Source organism: Streptomyces palmae, from assembly GCF_004684805.1.
Taxonomy (GTDB): domain Bacteria; phylum Actinomycetota; class Actinomycetes; order Streptomycetales; family Streptomycetaceae; genus Streptomyces; species Streptomyces palmae.
Genome location: NZ_SRID01000129.1, coordinates 1 through 16,589 on the forward strand (window position 1 = coordinate 1; position 16,589 = coordinate 16,589).

The following is a 16,589-nucleotide window of genomic DNA, read 5'->3' on the forward strand; positions in this document are numbered from 1 at the left end:
GCCGAGGAGTGGGTCGGGGGGCATCCGCACGGTCAGCGCGGGCAGCAGGTCGGCGGCGCGGCGCGGTACGTGTGCGGCGATGCCGGGCGGGGCGGGGGCCAGCGGCACCAGCAGGTCGGCGGAGACCGGGGCGCCGCCCAGGGCCGGATCCGCGGCCGGGTCGGCGTGCAGCCACAGGGTGAGCATGTAGAGCTCGGGTACCGAGAGCAGCCGGGGCTGGTACGCGGTGGGCAGCGAGTCCGCCTGGCGCAAGGCCCGTTCGGTGGAGACGACGTACGGCCCCTCGCTGAACCGGGAGAACGCCCAGCCGTCCGCGGTGACCATGGCCTCGGCCATGGCGATGAAGCGTTCGCCGCAGCGGATCAGGAACCGCCAGCCGGCCAGCCGGGTGCGGGGCGGCACGCCCGCCTTGGCGGCGCCGTCCAGGACATGGACGGGCAGCGGTGCCTCGGCGGTGAACGGCCCCGCCGAGGTGCGGAGCGCCGGGGTGCGGGCCTCGCGTACGGCGGCGGGGGAGTCGAGAGCCGCAAGGACGCTGCGCAGGGCGGGCGCGGGGGCCGGTAGGACATGCAGCGGCATGATGGGTCGCCTCTCACTTCGGAGACACGGGTGGTACGAGGGCGCGGACGGCGCTGTCAGCGTGCGGGTCAGAGGTAGGCCGGGACCGAGTGCCGGACGTCAACTCTCTGCCTCGTGGGCGAAAGTTTATACGACATATGTTCTGCCGCCCTGCGGGCTACCCGCCTCCGAAATTCTTGGCAAGGACAATTCAGGTCCCGTGCGCCGAGGTGGTTTCACCGAATTCGTTCCCTGTGTGCGAGGGTGACCTCGGCATTGGCGTCCGAGGCGGTAGGCCGATTTCGATCGGCGCATTTCACCAGAACATTCACGGCCTTTCGGGCATCACGTCGGACCACTGTGGGATATGTGTCCGGCATGTGTCGGCGGTATGCGCGCCGGTCGCATCCCGTCCCCCCAGAGCCTATCGGGCGTGCTTCCGCCCCGGGGCGTTATCGATCACATTGCCTGGGCATATTCGACCGTGAATCAGCGGCTGGTGCCGTGGACCGCCGACTTCGAGGAGGACGCGCCGATGGGCGAGAAGGTCGTGGCCACCGGGTTCGACCTGTCCGACCGGCAGTGGCAGCGCGGGAAACTCCGGGAGTGCCTGGAGGGACTCACGCGCCTCCTGGAGGAGAGGCGGTTCGATCGCCCCCGGAATCTCATGGGGCTGGAGATCGAGCTGAATCTCGCGGGTGCCGACGGCATGCCGAGAATGATGAACGCGCAAGTGCTCCACCGGATCGCCAGTCAGGATTTCCAGACGGAGCTCGGGCAGTTCAACCTCGAAGTCAACATCGTGCCGCACCGGCTGGGCGGGCGGGTTCTCGACCAGCTCGCCGAGGAGCTCCGCACCGGACTGGCCTATGCCGATCGCAAGGCCAGCGAAGAGTCCTCCCAGATCGTGATGATCGGAATTCTGCCCACCCTGGCCGCCAAGGATCTGGGGTCCGGCAACCTCTCCGGCGACGAACGCTACAAACTCCTCAACGAGCAGATGCTCGCGGCCCGCGGAGAGGACTTCCTCATCGACGTGGAGGGGGTGGAGCGGTTCCGGTACTCCTCCGCCACCATCGCCCCGGAGGCCGCCTGCACCTCGGTGCAACTGCATCTCCAGGTGACCCCGAGCCGGTTCGCCGCGGTGTGGAACGCCGCTCAGGCGATCACCGCGGCGCAGATCGCGGTGGGCGCCAACTCGCCCTTCCTGTTCGGGCACGAGGTGTGGCGCGAGTCCCGCGCGCCCCTCTTCCTGCAGTCCACCGATGTGCGGCAGCCGGAGCTGGCGGCCCAGGGCGTACGCCCGCGCACCTGGTTCGGGGAGCGCTGGATCACCGACGCCCGCCAGCTCTTCGAGGAGAACCTCCGCTACTTCCCGCCCCTGCTGCGTACCGACGCGGACGAGGAACCGCTGCGCGTACTCGACCAGGGCGGGGTACCGAGGCTGTACGAGATGGTGCTGCACAACGGGACCATCTACCGCTGGAACCGGCCGGTGTACGACGTCGCGGACGGCGTACCGCACCTGCGGGTGGAGAACCGGGTGCTGCCGGCCGGCCCCACGGTCACCGATGTCATCGCCAACGCGGCGTTCTACTACGGGCTGGTGCGGGCGCTGGCCGACGAGCCGCGCCCGATCTGGACCCGGCTGCCGTTCGCTGTCGCGGAGGCCAACTTCGACGCGGCCTGCCGGTACGGCATCGACGCCGTGCTGCACTGGCCGCGCTCCGGACGCTCTCCCGCACTGGCCCCGATCCCCGCCGTACGCCTGGTCCGGGACGAGCTGCTGCCGCTGGCGGCGGCCGGCCTCGACGCCTGGGGCGTGGAGCCCGCCGACCGGGACCGCTACCTCGGGGTGATCGAGGAGCGCTGCCGCACCCGGGTCAACGGCGCCTCCTGGCAGGTGGCGACCTACCGGCTGGCCCGCGAGGACGGCATGGACCGGGAGTCCGCGCTGGCCGCCACCACCCGTCGCTACGGCGCCCTGATGCGTACCGGGGAGCCCGTGCACCGCTGGCCCGTCACCCGCCCGTACTGAACCCCGCCCCGCGCCGGACTCGCCCGAGTCGCGCCGGCCCCGGACCCGCCCGAGCCGCACGCCCGCGCGGAACCCGCCCGAGCCGCACGCCTGCGCCGGACCCGCCTGAGTGGCCCTCGGAATCGGACTCGCCCGAGTCGCGCGCCTGGGCAGGACCCGCCCGCGCCGCGCGTCCGCGCCGGACCGCGGGCCGCGCCGGTGTGGCGCCGTCCCCTGGGTCGGTGCCGCGTTCGGTGACCTCGTTTCGTGGCGTCCCGCACGGTGAGGCAAGCTAAGACCTCCTCCCGAGATCACCTCGGCGGTGCGCGGTGGGGGCCCGGGGCGAGTACGGCGACGGTGGAGGCTGGAGTGCAGGCACAGGCGGGCGACACGGCGATCTCCGCCGCTGGTGAGGACGGCGGCACCCGGCGCGTGCTGCGCAACGAGGTGCTGCTGGTGCTGGCCCTCTCGTTGGGCGCGAGCGCGCTCTCCGCGCTGATCAGCTTCATCGGCTCGCTGACCGAGCCGGGCGGTCTGCGGGACCAGGCGGCCACCCTCAACTCCTCGCAGGCGCCCGGGCGGCCCTGGCTGGACCTCGCCTGGCAGCTGTTCGGGATCACCTCCGCGCTGGTGCCGGTGGCGCTCGTCGCCCATCTGCTGGTACGCGAGGGCAGCGGACTGCGCGCCATCGGCTTCGACCTGCGGCGCCCCTGGCCCGACCTGGGGTGGGGGACGGCGGTCGCGGCGGCCGTGGGCGGCACCGGACTCCTGCTCTACCTGGGAGCACGGGCGGCCGGCGGCAACCTCACGGTGGTGCCGGAGAACCTGCCGGACGTCTGGTGGAAGATCCCGGTGCTGATCCTCTCCGCGGTGCAGAACTCCGTCCTCGAAGAGGTGGTCGTGGTCGGCTATCTGCTGCGCAGGCTGCACCAGTTGGGCTGGAGCCCGTCCCGGGCGCTCGCGGCCAGCGCGGTGTTCCGCGGCTCGTACCACCTCTATCAGGGCATCGGCGGTTTCTTCGGCAACCTCGCGATGGGCGTGCTCTTCGTCCTGCTGTACCGCCGGTGGGGCCGGGTGGGGCCGCTGGTCGTGGCGCACGCGCTGATCGACATCGTGGCCTTCGTCGGCTACGCGCTGCTGGCGGGGCGGGTGGACTGGCTGCCGACCGCCTGATGCCCTCCGCGGGCCGCGGGCGCCCCGCGGGCCGCCCGCGGCCCGCGGTCGGGTGTCCGGCCCGACCTCAGACCAGGAGTTCGCCGTCGACGACGGTGACGGCCGAGCCGGTGAGCAGGGTGCGGTCGCCGCGCAGGGAAGCCCGTACCAGCCCGGAGCGGGCCGATGCCTGGAGCCCCGTCAGTTCCTGGCGACCCAGCCGCCGCGCCCAGAACGGGGCCAACGCGGTGTGCGCGCTGCCGGTCACCGGGTCCTCGTCGATGCCCACCGCCGGGCCGAAGAAGCGGGAGACGAAGTCGTAGCCGCTGTCCGGGTCCTCGGCCGCCGCGGTGACGATGACGCCGTGCTGGTCGAGGCGGGCCAGACCGGCCAGGTCGGGGGAGAGCGCCCGTACGGTCCGCTCGTCGGCGACCTCCACCAGCAGATCGCCGACGTTCGGCCCGGTGTCGTAGGCACCCAGCAGCGGGGCGCCGAGGAGATCGGCGGTGCCCTCGGGGATCTCGACGGGGGAGATCGGGGCGGTGGGGAAGTCGAGGGTGATACCGCCGGCCTCGCCGGGGGCGGCGGACAGCACCCCGCTGAGGGTGGCGAACCGTACGGTGCCGGACACCGCGCCGGTGGTGTGCAGCACATGGGCGGTCGCCAGGGTGGCATGGCCGCACATGGCGACCTCGCAGGCGGGGGTGAACCAGCGCAGCGCCCAGTCGGCCTCGGCGCCGTCCGGCAGCGGGTGGGCGAAGGCCGTCTCGGAGAGGTTGACCTCGGCGGCGACGCGCTGCAGCCAGTCGTCCTCGGGGAACGCGCCCCCGTCCAGCAGCAGGACACCGGCGGGGTTGCCGGCGAAGGGGCGGTCGGTGAAGGCGTCGACGATTCGGATGCGCATGGGCAGACGCTAGCCGCCCCGGTGCCGGCCGGCCACGGCCAATCGGGCCGGGGTGGCCTTGCCGCCCCTGCCGCCGGGTCCTGACGGGCCTACTCCGGTGGCCGCGGCCGTTGGGTCGGCGGGGTGGCGCGGGGGGTCCGTCCCGCCGTCGTGATCACGGCGAAGAGCAGCGCGGCGAGCACCTGGCAGCCGGCCGCGGCCACCAGCGCGCCCGGCAGCGAGTGGGCGGCGAGCGGGCCGGCGAGGCCCGCTCCCACCGCCAGTCCGGTGATCTTCAAGCTGGCCCCGGTGGTGAAGACCTGACCCACCAGATGCGGCGGCGCCTCCCGGTGGCGGATCGCGAAGAGCGCGCTGAGCTGCGGGCCTTCGGCCACCCCGGCCAGCAGGGCCGCGGCGACCAGCCTGATGGGCCCGGCGCCGGCCGCCAGCAGCGAGGCGACGGCCAGGAGCACCGTGCTGCCCCACAGCACGGTGTCCGGCCGGAGGGGGCGGGTACGGCGGGCGAGCACCGCGTTGGCCGCGAGCGCGGCGGCGGCGATGGCGGAGAGCAGGACCGCGCCGTGGCCCGCACCGCCCAGGGCCCGTGCGCCCAGCAGCGGCGCACAGGCGATCAGCATGCCCTGGCCGGCGCAGGACAGCACCGAGACCGCGGTGGCACGGGCCAGCGGCCGCCGGCGCCCGATGGCGCGGAAGCCGGCCAGCAGGTCGCCGGTGAGCGAACCGGCCCGCCGCCGGGCAGCGGAGCCGGGGGCAGGCGGCAGCGCCCAGGCCGAGGGCAGCGCCAGGCAGATCAAGGCGGCGGACACCAGCACCCCGGCCGGTGCCCCGCACAGCGCGGCCACGACCCCGGCCAGCGCCGGGCCCAGCAGGGCGGCCAGCTGGAAGGTCATCGCGTCCAGCGCGGTGGCCCGGGGGAGCACATCACCGGGCACCACCCTGGGCAGTTGGGCGGTCCAGCCGCCGGACAGGGCCGGGCCCAGCAGACCCGTACCCACCGCGATCAGTACGCCCGCGGGGACCGGGATCCGGCCGAGCCCGGACAGGATCGCGGCGAGCCCGGCCGCGTACAGCCCGAGCGCGCCCGCCAGCAGCCGGCCCGGCCGGGCGGAGCGATCGAGCAGTGCCCCGAGCAGCGGTCCGCCCAGCGCCGCCGCGACGGTGAGCCCGGCCAGCAGGGAGGAGGCCGCCGCGGCCGACCCGGTGGCCGACAGCCCGGCCAGCAGGAGGGCGGGCCCGGACATCTCGTCTCCGGTACGGGCCGCCACGGCACCCCCGGCATAGCTCCACATCGCACGTCGCCTCGGCACGCCCGGCACCGTACGCCAGTAACGCAGAACCATGCGAGTAGCGTTACATTGCCGGGATGAGGTCTTCTCCGTACGACGACTGGTCCACCCGGCACTCGGTCCAGGCCACCGCCCAGCGCACGGTGGCCCTGGTCAACGCGCTGACCGGGGGCGAGCCCGATCCGGACAGCCTGGCCGAACTGCTGCGCCGGCACGGGGAGACCGGGCCCGTGGAGATCACCGCCGAGGATGTCACCGCGATGCGTGCCGCCGCCCTGGCGCTGCACGAGGTCTTCGCCGCCGAGCAGGTGGACCTCGCCGCCGGCGTCCTCAACCGGCTGCTCCGCCGCGGCACCGGCGCCCTCCGACTCAGCTCGCACGAGGGCCGCACCCCGTGGCACCCCCATCTGGACAGCGATGACGAGGCTCCCTGGGGCGAGTGGTTCCTCGCCTCGTCCTGCCTGGCGCTGACCGTCCTGCTCTGGGACCGGCAGCGCCCACCGGGCGGGGTCTGCGCGGCCACCGGCTGCGCGGGCGTCTACCTCACCCAGGGCAGCGGGCCGCCCCGCCGCTACTGCTCCCGCCGCTGCGCCACCCGGGAGCGAGTGGCGGCCCACCGCCGGTCCCGGCGGCCCTGAGCCCCGGCCCGGCGGGGTACGGGCGGGCAGCGGAGAAGGACCCGGGTCTGCCCTCGACGCCCTGTTCGCAGACGCGCGGGGCGGGTACATCCGGAGGTGCCGCTCTGCGAGATCGACCAGAGGTACGCAGCCAAGATGGCGGGCAAGATCGTGGCTGACTACACGATCTACGACGCGAACCACAACCACATCGGGGCGGACACGTGGGAAGTGCACAACGACGAGTGACAGCCACACCGCCCAGCCTGGCCCTGACCGACCACGGATCCGCGGAGAGTCCATCGATGCAGAACGCTCGCGCGAAGGTGACCGCCATGGTGGCGGCTCTCCAGACCAACCCTCATGTCGAGGTACTGAGCGCCGTGCTGGGAGAGCCCGCCTCCGAGGCGGAGCTGACCGAGGCCGCGCGGCTGGCCGGTGGCGTGCTGCCGCCCGGCGTCGCGGAGTTCTACCGGGAGATCGGTTCCTTCCAGCTGGAGTGGCGGCACACGATCTAGGCGATCGCCACGGGAAGGCTGTCCGACCACGGCTGTGTCAGCATCCTGCCCGTGCACGAGGTCTTCGGCGACTGGGGCGGGGTGACCTGGTTCTCCTCGCAAGGGGACCAGAGGTTCCGCGGCGTGAAACCGTTCGACATGTTCGTTCCCGAGTCCTGTGCGGCACTCCTCCAGCCTCCTGGCGAGACGCCCGGTGACACGGTGGCGTACCACTCCTTCGGCCAGGAGGTGCACGACACCGGCTACACCTTCGACGAGTACCTGGAGCGCCTGCTCGCCGCACGTGGCCACTGGTACTGGATCCAGACGCTCTGTCCGGGGAAGCAGCACTCCATCGAGGTGGAAGCCTTCCGGTGGAACATGCCGTACATCTTCCCGGACTACGACGACAGGCTGTTCCGCCCCCGTCCCACCGCCTGAGCCCGGTGCGCGGCGGCGCGGCATCCAAGGGCCTTTCCCGCGCGGGCCGAGGAAGTGTTCGGCGAGTGCCGGCGGGCTCCCGGCGGTCGGTCGCCCGACAAGAACGCCGGGACCGTGGATCACGTGTTCTAGGATCCCGGGATGAGGGACGAGCTGCTTCGCCTGACGGTTCTGGGGTGCGCCACGCCGTACCCGAGTGCGGACAACCCGTGCTCGGGCTATCTGGTGTCGGGAGGCGGCGCCCGGATCTGGGTGGACGCCGGGAGCGGGACGCTCGGCCCGCTCCAGCGGCATGTGCGGCTGGACGAACTCGACGCGATCTGGATCTCCCACCTGCACGCCGATCACAGTGCGGACCTGCTCACCGCGTACTACGGCGCCCTGTACGCGGACATCCGCCTGGCCGCGCCGATTCCGCTCTACGGTCCGCCGGGCACCGCGGACCGGCTGGCCGGCTTCCTCACCAACACGGCGACCCGCAGCCCGATCGAATCCGCCTTCGCTGTCACCGAGTTGCACGACGGGCACCGGGTGGACATCGGCTCGCTGCGGTTGACCAGCCGTGCGGTGGCGCACGGCCTCCCGGCGTTCGCCGTGCGCGTCGAGGCGGCCGGCGGGTCGCTGGTGTACTCCGGGGACACCGCGCCGTGCCCGAGCCTCACCCAGCTGGCCCAGGGGTGCGATGTGCTGCTCTGCGAGGCGGACAGCGCGCGGCCGCCGGCCGAGGGCGAGGAGCGGGTGCACCACACCCCCGAGGACGCCGGCGACACCGCCCGCGCGGCCCGGGCCGGGCGGCTGGTCGTCACCCATGTCGGCCGCTTCCTCACCCCGGGGCAGGCGGTGGCACGCGCCGCGGCCCGGTTCGACGGCCCGGTGGACTACGCCGCCCCCGGCGTCACCTTCACGATCGGCCACCCCGCCACCGCCTCGGCGCCTGCCGCGGGCTGACCTCCGCTCGACCCGGCTCCGGGGCGTACCGGGCCGCCCCACCGGGCTCGCCCGGCCGCCGCGGAACCGGGGTTCACGGGCCGGCCGGGGCGCTTTCGGGTACGGGCGGTACGGAGGGTCTGCGCAGCTCCGCCGTGCCGGCGCCCACCGCGAGGACGGCACCGAGGCACAGCAGGCCGCCGCTGACGAGTGCCGTCGTCCCCGAGGTGGCGTCCGCCACCAGGCCGCCGCGCAGGTTGCCGATGTCGGGTCCGGCCTGCCCGACGATCTGTTCGGCGCCGCTGACGCGGCCGAGCAGTTCCTGGGGGGTGTGCAGCTGGACCAGGGTGCTCCGGGACACCACCGAGACGGTGTCGGCGGCGCCGGCCGCGGCGAGGAAGGCCAGTCCGACCCAGGGGTCGGACGACATGCCGAACAGCGTCAGCGCCGCGCCCCAGGTGGCGGATCCGGCCAGCATGGCCAGGCCGGGGCGGGGAAGCCGGGTGAAGGTCCCGGAGAAGAGGGACGCGGTGACGCCGCCGACGGCGATGGCGGTGAGGAACAGCCCCAGGGTCCGCGGGTCGCCGCCGAAGCGTTCCGCGTTGGCCAGGGGGAAGAGGCTGACGGGCATCGACAGCACGGTGGCGGCCAGGTCGGTGAGCAGGGCCCCGCGAATGACGGGAGCGCGCCCCAGGAAGGCCAGACCGTCCAGCACTCCGCGCAGGCCGGGCCGTGCGGGCTCGTCTCCGGGGGGCATCCGCGGCAGGCCGAGGGCACCGCAGAGCGCGGCGAGGAAGGTGAGGGTGTCGACCAGGTAGCAGCCACCGACACCCCATCCGCCCACGATCAGCCCGCCCAGTGCGGGACCCGTCAGCATGGCGCCCTGGAAGGCGGTGCTTCTGAGGGCCACCGCCGCCGCCAGCTGCGGCTTGGGCAGCAGATGGGGGAGGAGGCTGCGCGAGGCGGGGCCGCTGCCGGCGACGAAGCAGGACTGGAGCGCGACCAGCCCGAGAAGCCCCGCGGGAGGAAGGTGGCCGAGGAAGCCCTGGAGGGCCAGGAGGAGGGAACACCCGGCCTGCCCGCCGGTCATGAGCAGGTAGAAGCTCCGGCGGTCCACCCGGTCGACGAGCGATCCGGCGAAGAGCCCCAGCCCCACGAGGGGAACCGCCTGCGCCAGCCCGACGGCGCCCGTCCAGGTGGCGCTCCTCGTCGTCTGCCAGACCTGGAACATCACGGCGACGAGGGTCATCTGGCTGCCGAACCCGGACAGGGTCTGGCCGATCCACAGCCGCCGGAACGCCGGCGAGGACCGCAGCGGTGTCACGTCGAGCAGCGCCTGCCTCAGCGCCATGCCGGGTCCTGCGCCAGCTTCTCGGCGATCCGGTCGTGGAAACTCCGGCGCTCCAGAGCCCGCTCGACATCGGAGACAGCCCGGGAGAGCGGGTAGGGGATCTCGGCCTCCAGCTCGGCGAGGGCGGCCTCGGTGGCACGCCATTCCGCCGCCAGGCGGCCGATGACGCCGCGGGCCTTGTCGGTGAGCGTCACCTTCTTGCTGCGCGCGTCCTCGCCCACCACGGTCCGGACCCAGCCGGCCGCGCGCATCGCGGCGACCTTCTGGCTCAGCGCCGAATGCGTGCGGTCGACCGACTCGGCCAGTTCGGTGATGGTCATCGGCCCGTGGGCGTGGAGCCGGAGCAGCTCCATGACGTAGCTCGGTCTGAGTCCCTCGATGCGTTCCTCGGAGTAGATCCGGGCGATGTCGGCGTCCATCGAGTCCTGGAGGAGGCGCAGGGGGCGCCAGAGGCTCTGCCGGGTGGGGTCGAGCGCTTCGGGATCGGCCATGGGCTGATTATATGAGCGCTTATATAAGTGCTGTTGTTTTCTGCCCCGATCGGGGGACGCGGCGGACGGGTGCGGGCGCCCGGGCGCGTCGCCTGGGGAGGGGCTGCCGGAGGGGGCGTGGCAGAGGGTGGTGCCGGGCCTCCTGGCAGCGGCTGCCAGCAGTCACCAGGGGTGACGGTGCTGTACCGAGCTGGCATGATGAGGCGATGCAAGCGTCTCAGGAGAAGAGCGCCGGCCTGGGCCTTGCCCTGGCCTCCGCGCTCGCGTTCGGTGGTTCGGGTGTCGCGGCCAAGCCGTTGATCGAGGCAGGTCTCGAACCGCTGGAGGTGACCTGGCTGCGGGCCGCGTTCGCCGCGCTCGTCATGCTGCCGGTCGCCTGGCACCACCGCGGGCTCCTGATCCGCCGGCCGGCGCTGCTCATCGGCTTCGGGCTGCTGGCCGTGGCGGGTGTGCAGGCCGGGTACTTCGCCGCCATCTCGCGGATCCCGGTCGGGGTCGCGCTCCTGGTCGAATACCTCGCCCCCGCCCTGGTCCTGGGCTGGGTGCGGTTCGTCCAGCGCCGCCGGGTGAGCCGTGCCGCGGCCGTCGGGGTGGTGCTCGCGGCGGGCGGCCTGGCCTGTGTGGTCGAGATCTGGTCCGGGCTCGGCTTCGACGCGCTGGGCCTGCTGCTCGCTCTCGGCGCGGCCTGCTGCCAGGTCGGCTACTTCATCCTCTCCGACCACGGCGGCGACGGCGAGGACGCCGCGGACCCGCTGGGTGTGATCGCCTACGGGCTGCTGATCGGCGCCGCCGCGCTGACCGTGGTGGCACGGCCCTGGAACCTGGACTGGTCGGTCCTGGCGGGACGTGCCGACATGAACGGGGCGGAGGTGCCCGCGGTCCTGCTGCTGGCCTGGCTGGTGCTGGTGGCCACCGTGGTCGCCTACCTCACCGGAGTGCTCTCGGTGCGCCGGCTCTCGCCCCAGGTGGCGGGCGTGGTGGCCTGCCTGGAGGCGGTCGTCGCCACCGTACTGGCCTGGGTCCTGCTGGGTGAGCACCTGGGGTCGGCCCAGGTGGTCGGTGGAGCGGTGGTGCTCGCCGGGGCGTTCATCGCCCAGACCTCCGCGCCCAAGGCGGCCTCGGACGGGCCGGTGGCGTCCTCGAACGGCTCGGCCGGCGCCGTCGAGGACCGCGACCTCGCTACGGAACGCCAGGTCAGCAAGGCGGAAGGGGCCGCCCGGGCCGGTGGGCAGCGATCGGCGATGCAGTAGGGTGATCACATGCCGATGACCGTTCTTCCGCCTCCCGCCGCCTGACGCGGGCAGCCACCGCACGCCCGGTGCCCTGAGGCCCGGGCTCCCCCCGGCCCGGCCGACCACGGCCCGGCCGGCAGTCAGGCGTTCCCTCGGCGACAGTGCCGCGGACCGCCGTACGGCGACCAGGGCCACGGCTGCTGCCCGCGCACGGACGACGTGAACCACTGAAATGTCCTCCGCGGGAGAACTCCTCGTGCTCAACACACTTCACCCTGCCCTGTCCGTGGGTCGGGGCCTGCTCTACGTCACCATCGCCGCCGTCGCCTGGGGCACCGCCGGCGCGGCTGCCGCACTGCTCTACGGCGCGAGCGGACTCGGTCCGGTGGCGCTCACCTTCTGGCGCACCCTCGGCGGCCTGGTCCTGCTGCTCGCCGCCCGAGCGCTGCGCCCGCGCCGGCGCCACCAGCCCGCCGTGCGCCGCCCGGAGCCGCCGGCGCGGCGGGCGCTGCGGATCGGGATCACCGGCCTGGGGCTGACCGTTTTCCAGGTCGCCTACTTCGGCGCCGTGGAGGCGACCGGACTGGCCGTGGGAACCGTGGTCACCCTCGGTGCCGCGCCGGTGATGGTCGCACTGTGCGGCCGCCTGTTCCTGGCGGAGCGGCTGGGCCTGGGCGGACTGCTGGCGGTCGCGGGCGCGCTCACCGGACTGCTGGTGCTGGTCCTGGGCGGCGAGGGGACGGGTACGGTGCGGCCGCTGGGCGTACTGCTCGCCCTGGTGTCCGCCGCCGGCTACAGCACCATCACCGTGTACACCCGCCACCTGGGCCGCTCCGGCGCCGCCGGCGACCCGTACTCCACCACCCTGAGCTCCTTCGCGGTGGGCATGGTGGTGCTGCTGCCGTTCGCCGCGGCGGAGGGGCTGTGGCCGCACGCCCATGACCTGGGCCGCACGGTGGCGCTGATGGTGTACATGGCCGCGGTGCCCACCGCGCTGGCCTACGGCCTCTACTTCGCCGGGCTGTCCGCGGTGCGCGGCACCACCGTCACCGTGATCACCCTGATCGAACCGGTGACGGCGGCGATGATCGCGGTGGCGCTGCTGGACGAACGGCTCACCGCGTCCACTGTGCTGGGCACCGGTGTGCTGCTGGGGGCGGTCGTGGCGCTGGCCCTGACCGAGGCCCGCACCGCGGCCCCGGCCGGCTGAGCCGGCTGCCCGCCGGGGCGCGGCCCGCTTCGCGCCCCGGCGGACGGAGAGGGGCGGGCGTTACGCGCCGAAACCACACGCCCCCGGCGGACCTGCGGCCTGCCGGGGGCGTTCCGGGTGCGGTCGGCCGTGGTCCTGTGGACTGGCCGGTGGTGAGAAGGCGCTACGCGCTGGGCCGGACGCCCTGGCAAACCTGCGGCCTGCCGGGGGCGTTCCGGTCGTGCGCCGCCGTGCGGCGGTGTGGGGCGGGCGTTACGCGCCGGACCACGCGCCCCGGCGCTCCCGGTGGGCCAGCGCCTCCGCGTCGCCGGGGGCGTTGCGGGCGCGCAGCCCGTCGGTGGTGCGCCGCTGTACGGCCTCCGGTTTGTGCGCCGCGTACTTGAACTTGGCGCGCACCTCGGTCACCTCCAGCCGCAGCCCGCGGATTCCGGCCAGCATCCGGCCGTAGGGCTCACCGGAGGTGACCGGAGCGTGGTCGCCGGCCGGCTGGAAGTGCGCCAGCTGCCGCTCCAGCAGGGCGGCCTTGGGGGCGGGGTCGTCCACGATGTGCGCGATGCAGCTCAGCTGGACGGCGGTGTAGAAGCTGGTGGGTACGCCGTGTTCGGGCGGCGCGTCCCGCGGCGCCTGCCAGGGGCCGGGGATGAACGCGTAGTCGTCGACCACGCTGAGCAGCACCCGCGAGTCGGCCTCCAGCGCGGGCCACAGCGGGTTGGGCCGCGCCAGATGGGTGGCCACCTCGGCCCGCTCGGGGTCGTAGGCGAAGTGCACGGGCTGCACGAAGGGCGGCTCGCCGGGCAGCCCGTTGACCGCGAGCTGGCCGAAGTCGTGCCGGGCCAGCCAGCTCTGCCACTCGGCCTCGTCGTGGGCCGCGTCCCAGGGGTGGATGAGCATGCGGTGGTCCTCAGAGCCGGGTCAGATAGGCGGGCGCGGGGATGCCGGGGGCCAGGTCATCGGCGGGCACCGGAGCGCCGTAGCCGTGGGTGACCGGCAGCACCCCGGTCCAGTACGGCAGGCCGATGTCCTCGGGTTCGTCGCTGGGGCCGCCGGTGCGGATCTTGGCCGAGACCTGCTCCAGATCGAGGCGGACCACGGCGGTGGCGGCCAGTTCCTTGGCGTTGGCGGGCCGGGAGTCCGCGGCGCGGCCGGGTACCACGTGGTCGACCAGGGCGTCGAGCGCGGCGCGGGCCTCGTCCTCCTCGGTGACCTGGTACGCGGTCCCGTGCACCACCACCGAGCGGTAGTTGATGGAGTGGTGGAAGGCGGAGCGGGCCAGCACCAGGCCGTCGACATGGGTGACGGTCACGCACACCGGCAGGCCCGGGTCGCGCTGCCCGGCCATCCGCAGCGGTCGGGAGCCGGTCGAGCCGTGCAGGTAGAGCCGCTCGCCGACGCGGCCGTAGAGCGTGGGCAGCACCACCGGGGCGCCGTCGCGGACGAAGCCGAGGTGGCAGACGTACCCCGCGTCGAGGATCGCGTGCACCGTCTCCCGGTCGTAGGCGGCGCGCTCGCGGGAGCGGGTGGGCGTGGTGAGCTCGTTCTGTTGGTACCCGGCCGGGACGGACATGGCGACCCCCTATTGCACTAGTGCATAATGGTGTTTGTGCTAGGAGAATATCTGATCACCGGACGGGGCGCAGCTGAGATCGCCGCGAGTGTGGAGCGCGCGGTCGGCGGCGGTGACCTGGCGCCCGGTCAAGCCCTGCCGCCCATGCGCGAGTTGGCCGCGCGGCTGGGGGTCAATCCGAACACCGTGGCCGCCGCGTACCGCACCCTGCGCGACCGCGGGGTCATCGAGACCGCCGGGCGGCGGGGCAGCCGAGTGCGCGCCCAGCCGTCCAGCACCCCCCGCGAGCGGCTGCGGGTCCAGGTCCCCGAAGGCGGCCGGGACCTCGGAGCCGGCAACCCCGACCCGGCGCTGCTGCCCCCGCTGGCCGAGGCGCTCGCCGCCGCGGCGGCCCGCAACGCCGCCCGGCCCGCCCTCTACGGGACGCCCGACATCGAGCCCGAGCTGGGGCGGTTGGCCCGGGCCGGCTTCGACGCGGACAAGGTTCCCGGCGGGCCGATCGCGGTCACCTCGGGCGCCCTGGACGCCATCGAGCGGGTGCTCGCCGCCCATCTGCGCCCCGGCGACCAGGTCGCGGTGGAGGACCCGGGCTGGGGCAGCGTGCTGGATCTCGTACCCGCCCTCGGGTTGCGGGCGCTGCCGGTCGCGGTGGACGACGACGGCCCGCTGCCGGAGGCCCTGGACGCCGCGCTGCGGCAGGGCGCCCGGGCCCTGATCGCCACCGCCCGCGCGCAGAACCCGACGGGGGCCGCCATCGCCGCCGCCCGGGCCGCCGAACTGCGCGCGGTCCTCGCCGCGCACCCCGGCACCGTACTGATCGAGGACGACCACGGGCACGACATCGTGGACCTGCCGCTGCGGCCACTGGCCGGCTGCACCGAGCACTGGGTGCTGATCCGCTCGGCCGCCAAGGCGTACGGGCCCGACCTGCGGCTGGCCGTGCTCACCGGGGACACCCTCACGGTGGACCGGCTGCGCGGGCGGCAGCAGCTGGGGCCCGGCTGGGTCAGCCATCTGCTCCAGGGCGCGGTGGCCCACCTGTGGCGCACCGGCGCCCTGGACACGGCCGAGGTCGCCCGCAGCTACGGCGAGCGCCGCGAGGCCCTGCTGCGGGCGCTGGCCCGACGCGGGGTCGCCGCGCACGGACGCAGCGGGATGAACGTATGGGTGCCGGTGCCCGACGAGACCGGCGCGGTGACCCGGATGCTGCGGGCCGGCTGGGCGGTCGCCCCCGGCTCGCGCTTCCGTATCGGCTCCCCGCCCGGAGTCCGGATCACGGTGTCACCGCTCGCGCCGCACGAGATCGAAGCGGTGGCCGAGGCCCTGGCCGCGTCGATCGGCCCGGCCGCGGCGGGGCGCCTGGGCTGACCGCCGTGGGGCCGGCGGCGCGGGCGGGGTCACGCCCGGGCGGTACGGGTGCGGGCCGGGAGCTGGGTGAGGGCGGCGCCGACGAGGACCACCAGGGCGCCGACCGGGGTGTTCCAGCTGAGCCGTTCACCCAGGATCGCCACGCCCGCGGCGGTGGCGATCACCGGGATGAAGTAGGTGACCATCATCGCCGTGGTCGGCCCGACCTCGGCCACCAGCCCGTACTGGAGCAGGAAGGCGAAGCCGGTGCCCAGGGCGCCCAGTGCGATCACCGACAGCAGCGGGAGCATCGGGAAGGAGTCCGGGGCGGGGGCGAACAGCGGGGTGACCACGGCGAGTTGAAGGGTGCCGACCAGCAGCTGAGCGCCGGACATCGCCAGGTTGGAGTGGCCGGTGCCGGTCAGTGTGCGGCGGACGTACAACCAGCCCACGGCGTAGCTGAGCGAGGCGACCAGGGCCATCGCGGTGCCCGCCGGGTCCTGGCCGGAGAAGCCCTGCCAGGCGCCGAGGACGATCAGCACCCCGACGAAGCCCAGCCCCAGGCCGGCGACCCGCTGCCGGTTCGGCCGGTCCTCGGCGACGGCCACCACGGCCAGCACCATGCCCCACAGCGGGGAGGTGGCGTTGCAGATCCCGGCCAGGGTCGACGGAATGGTCAGCTCGGCGTAGGCGAACAGCGAGAACGGCAGCGCGTTGAGGAAGAAGGCGGCCACCGCGAGATGCCCCCACACCCGGGCCCCCCGCGGCAGCCCCTCCCGCTTCACCACCAGTACCGCCGCCAGCACCGCGGTGCCGAACGCCATCCGACCCAGCGTCACGTACAGCGGGGCGAACGCGTCCGTGCCCACCTTGATGAAGAGAAAGCTGAAACCCCAGATCAGGGCGAGCGCGGCGAAGCGGAGGCGCCAGTCCAGCAGCCGGCGCGCGGCCGGTGGGGGAGCGGCGGACGACGGCTCGGCGGCAGGGGCGGGATC

At 74.1% G+C, this 16,589-nt stretch carries 17 protein-coding genes; 9 read left to right on the forward strand and 8 right to left on the reverse strand.

The genetic code is table 11. From position 1 onward, the window contains the following. The coding region (locus E4099_RS15575; RefSeq protein ID WP_135339658.1) for a hypothetical protein at positions 1-579 on the reverse strand (579 nt) is incomplete at its 3' end. A 514-nt stretch (positions 580-1,093) separates the two neighbouring features. Here E4099_RS15575 and E4099_RS15580 point away from each other — a divergent pair. After that, positions 1,094-2,596, forward strand: a complete 1,503-nt coding sequence (locus E4099_RS15580) for a glutamate-cysteine ligase family protein (protein ID WP_135339670.1) — start codon at positions 1,094-1,096, stop codon at positions 2,594-2,596. Positions 2,597-2,944: 348 nt separating this feature from the next. Continuing rightward, positions 2,945-3,748, forward strand: coding sequence for a CPBP family intramembrane glutamic endopeptidase (locus E4099_RS15585; RefSeq protein WP_135339659.1), 804 nt, complete (start codon positions 2,945-2,947; stop codon positions 3,746-3,748). A 67-nt stretch (positions 3,749-3,815) separates the two neighbouring features. On the opposite strand, the gene E4099_RS15590 is transcribed toward E4099_RS15585, so the two are convergent. Further along, entirely contained in the window at positions 3,816-4,631 is an 816-nt protein-coding gene (locus E4099_RS15590; RefSeq protein ID WP_135339660.1) for a PhzF family phenazine biosynthesis protein, read from the reverse strand. 89 nt (positions 4,632-4,720) lie between these two features. Next, on the reverse strand, positions 4,721-5,920 hold the full coding sequence (locus tag E4099_RS15595) for an MFS transporter (protein ID WP_135339671.1): 1,200 nt from the start codon (positions 5,918-5,920) through the stop codon (positions 4,721-4,723). Between the two features lie 74 nt (positions 5,921-5,994). On the opposite strand from E4099_RS15595, the gene E4099_RS15600 reads away from it, so the two are divergent. The 4 genes from E4099_RS15600 (at position 5,995) to E4099_RS15610 (ending at position 8,420) form a co-directional block, all read left to right on the forward strand. Continuing rightward, positions 5,995-6,555 carry a CGNR zinc finger domain-containing protein gene (locus E4099_RS15600; protein WP_135339661.1) on the forward strand — a complete coding sequence of 187 codons (561 nt, stop codon included), beginning with the start codon at positions 5,995-5,997 and terminating at the stop codon, positions 6,553-6,555. A gap of 284 nt (positions 6,556-6,839) precedes the next feature. After that, positions 6,840-7,052 carry an SMI1/KNR4 family protein gene (locus E4099_RS34200; RefSeq protein WP_245244876.1) on the forward strand — a complete coding sequence of 71 codons (213 nt, stop codon included), beginning with the start codon at positions 6,840-6,842 and terminating at the stop codon, positions 7,050-7,052. 51 nt (positions 7,053-7,103) lie between these two features. Further along, positions 7,104-7,472, forward strand: coding sequence for a hypothetical protein (locus tag E4099_RS34205; RefSeq protein ID WP_245244877.1), 369 nt, complete (start codon positions 7,104-7,106; stop codon positions 7,470-7,472). A 141-nt stretch (positions 7,473-7,613) separates the two neighbouring features. Beyond that, complete coding sequence (locus tag E4099_RS15610; protein WP_135339662.1) at positions 7,614-8,420, forward strand: MBL fold metallo-hydrolase; 807 nt, start codon at positions 7,614-7,616, stop codon at positions 8,418-8,420. 73 nt (positions 8,421-8,493) lie between these two features. On the opposite strand, the gene E4099_RS15615 is transcribed toward E4099_RS15610, so the two are convergent. Next, a complete protein-coding gene (locus E4099_RS15615; protein ID WP_135339663.1) occupies positions 8,494-9,750 on the reverse strand; it encodes an MFS transporter in 1,257 nt (418 codons plus the stop codon). Beyond that, positions 9,741-10,241, reverse strand: a complete 501-nt coding sequence (locus E4099_RS15620; protein ID WP_245244878.1) for a MarR family winged helix-turn-helix transcriptional regulator — start codon at positions 10,239-10,241, stop codon at positions 9,741-9,743. The genes E4099_RS15615 and E4099_RS15620 overlap by 10 nt, the downstream gene beginning before the upstream one ends. A 206-nt stretch (positions 10,242-10,447) precedes the next feature. On the opposite strand from E4099_RS15620, the gene E4099_RS15625 reads away from it, so the two are divergent. Together E4099_RS15625 and E4099_RS15630 are read left to right on the forward strand one after the other, a co-directional pair. Further along, positions 10,448-11,491, forward strand: coding sequence for an EamA family transporter (locus tag E4099_RS15625; RefSeq protein WP_135339664.1), 1,044 nt, complete (start codon positions 10,448-10,450; stop codon positions 11,489-11,491). A gap of 238 nt (positions 11,492-11,729) precedes the next feature. Next, positions 11,730-12,683, forward strand: coding sequence for a DMT family transporter (locus tag E4099_RS15630; protein ID WP_245244879.1), 954 nt, complete (start codon positions 11,730-11,732; stop codon positions 12,681-12,683). A 252-nt stretch (positions 12,684-12,935) separates the two neighbouring features. Here the strand turns inward: E4099_RS15630 and E4099_RS15635 are convergent, their stop codons facing one another. Then, on the reverse strand, positions 12,936-13,574 hold the full coding sequence (locus E4099_RS15635; RefSeq protein WP_135339666.1) for an FMN-binding negative transcriptional regulator: 639 nt from the start codon (positions 13,572-13,574) through the stop codon (positions 12,936-12,938). Positions 13,575-13,584: 10 nt separating this feature from the next. Further along, positions 13,585-14,247, reverse strand: a complete 663-nt coding sequence (locus tag E4099_RS15640) for a pyridoxamine 5'-phosphate oxidase family protein (protein ID WP_135339667.1) — start codon at positions 14,245-14,247, stop codon at positions 13,585-13,587. 36 nt (positions 14,248-14,283) lie between these two features. Between E4099_RS15640 and E4099_RS15645 the strand changes: the two genes are divergently transcribed. Continuing rightward, positions 14,284-15,615 carry an aminotransferase class I/II-fold pyridoxal phosphate-dependent enzyme gene (locus E4099_RS15645; RefSeq protein WP_135339668.1) on the forward strand — a complete coding sequence of 444 codons (1,332 nt, stop codon included), beginning with the start codon at positions 14,284-14,286 and terminating at the stop codon, positions 15,613-15,615. 29 nt (positions 15,616-15,644) lie between these two features. Here E4099_RS15645 and E4099_RS15650 read toward each other — a convergent pair. Next, positions 15,645-16,589: DMT family transporter (locus tag E4099_RS15650; RefSeq protein WP_135339669.1), on the reverse strand; the 945-nt coding region annotated here is incomplete at its 5' end.

Coding starts and splice junctions, on each gene's coding strand:
- E4099_RS15580 (WP_135339670.1), top strand. CDS start 1,094: ATGGGCGAGAAGGTCGTGGCCACCGGGTTCGACCTGTCCGACCGGCAG.
- E4099_RS15590 (WP_135339660.1), bottom strand. CDS start 4,631: ATGCGCATCCGAATCGTCGACGCCTTCACCGACCGCCCCTTCGCCGGC.
- E4099_RS15595 (WP_135339671.1), bottom strand. CDS start 5,920: ATGTGGAGCTATGCCGGGGGTGCCGTGGCGGCCCGTACCGGAGACGAG.
- E4099_RS15600 (WP_135339661.1), top strand. CDS start 5,995: ATGAGGTCTTCTCCGTACGACGACTGGTCCACCCGGCACTCGGTCCAG.
- E4099_RS34200 (WP_245244876.1), top strand. CDS start 6,840: ATGCAGAACGCTCGCGCGAAGGTGACCGCCATGGTGGCGGCTCTCCAG.
- E4099_RS15610 (WP_135339662.1), top strand. CDS start 7,614: ATGAGGGACGAGCTGCTTCGCCTGACGGTTCTGGGGTGCGCCACGCCG.
- E4099_RS15615 (WP_135339663.1), bottom strand. CDS start 9,750: ATGGCGCTGAGGCAGGCGCTGCTCGACGTGACACCGCTGCGGTCCTCG.
- E4099_RS15620 (WP_245244878.1), bottom strand. CDS start 10,241: ATGGCCGATCCCGAAGCGCTCGACCCCACCCGGCAGAGCCTCTGGCGC.
- E4099_RS15625 (WP_135339664.1), top strand. CDS start 10,448: ATGCAAGCGTCTCAGGAGAAGAGCGCCGGCCTGGGCCTTGCCCTGGCC.
- E4099_RS15635 (WP_135339666.1), bottom strand. CDS start 13,574: ATGCTCATCCACCCCTGGGACGCGGCCCACGACGAGGCCGAGTGGCAG.
- E4099_RS15640 (WP_135339667.1), bottom strand. CDS start 14,247: ATGTCCGTCCCGGCCGGGTACCAACAGAACGAGCTCACCACGCCCACC.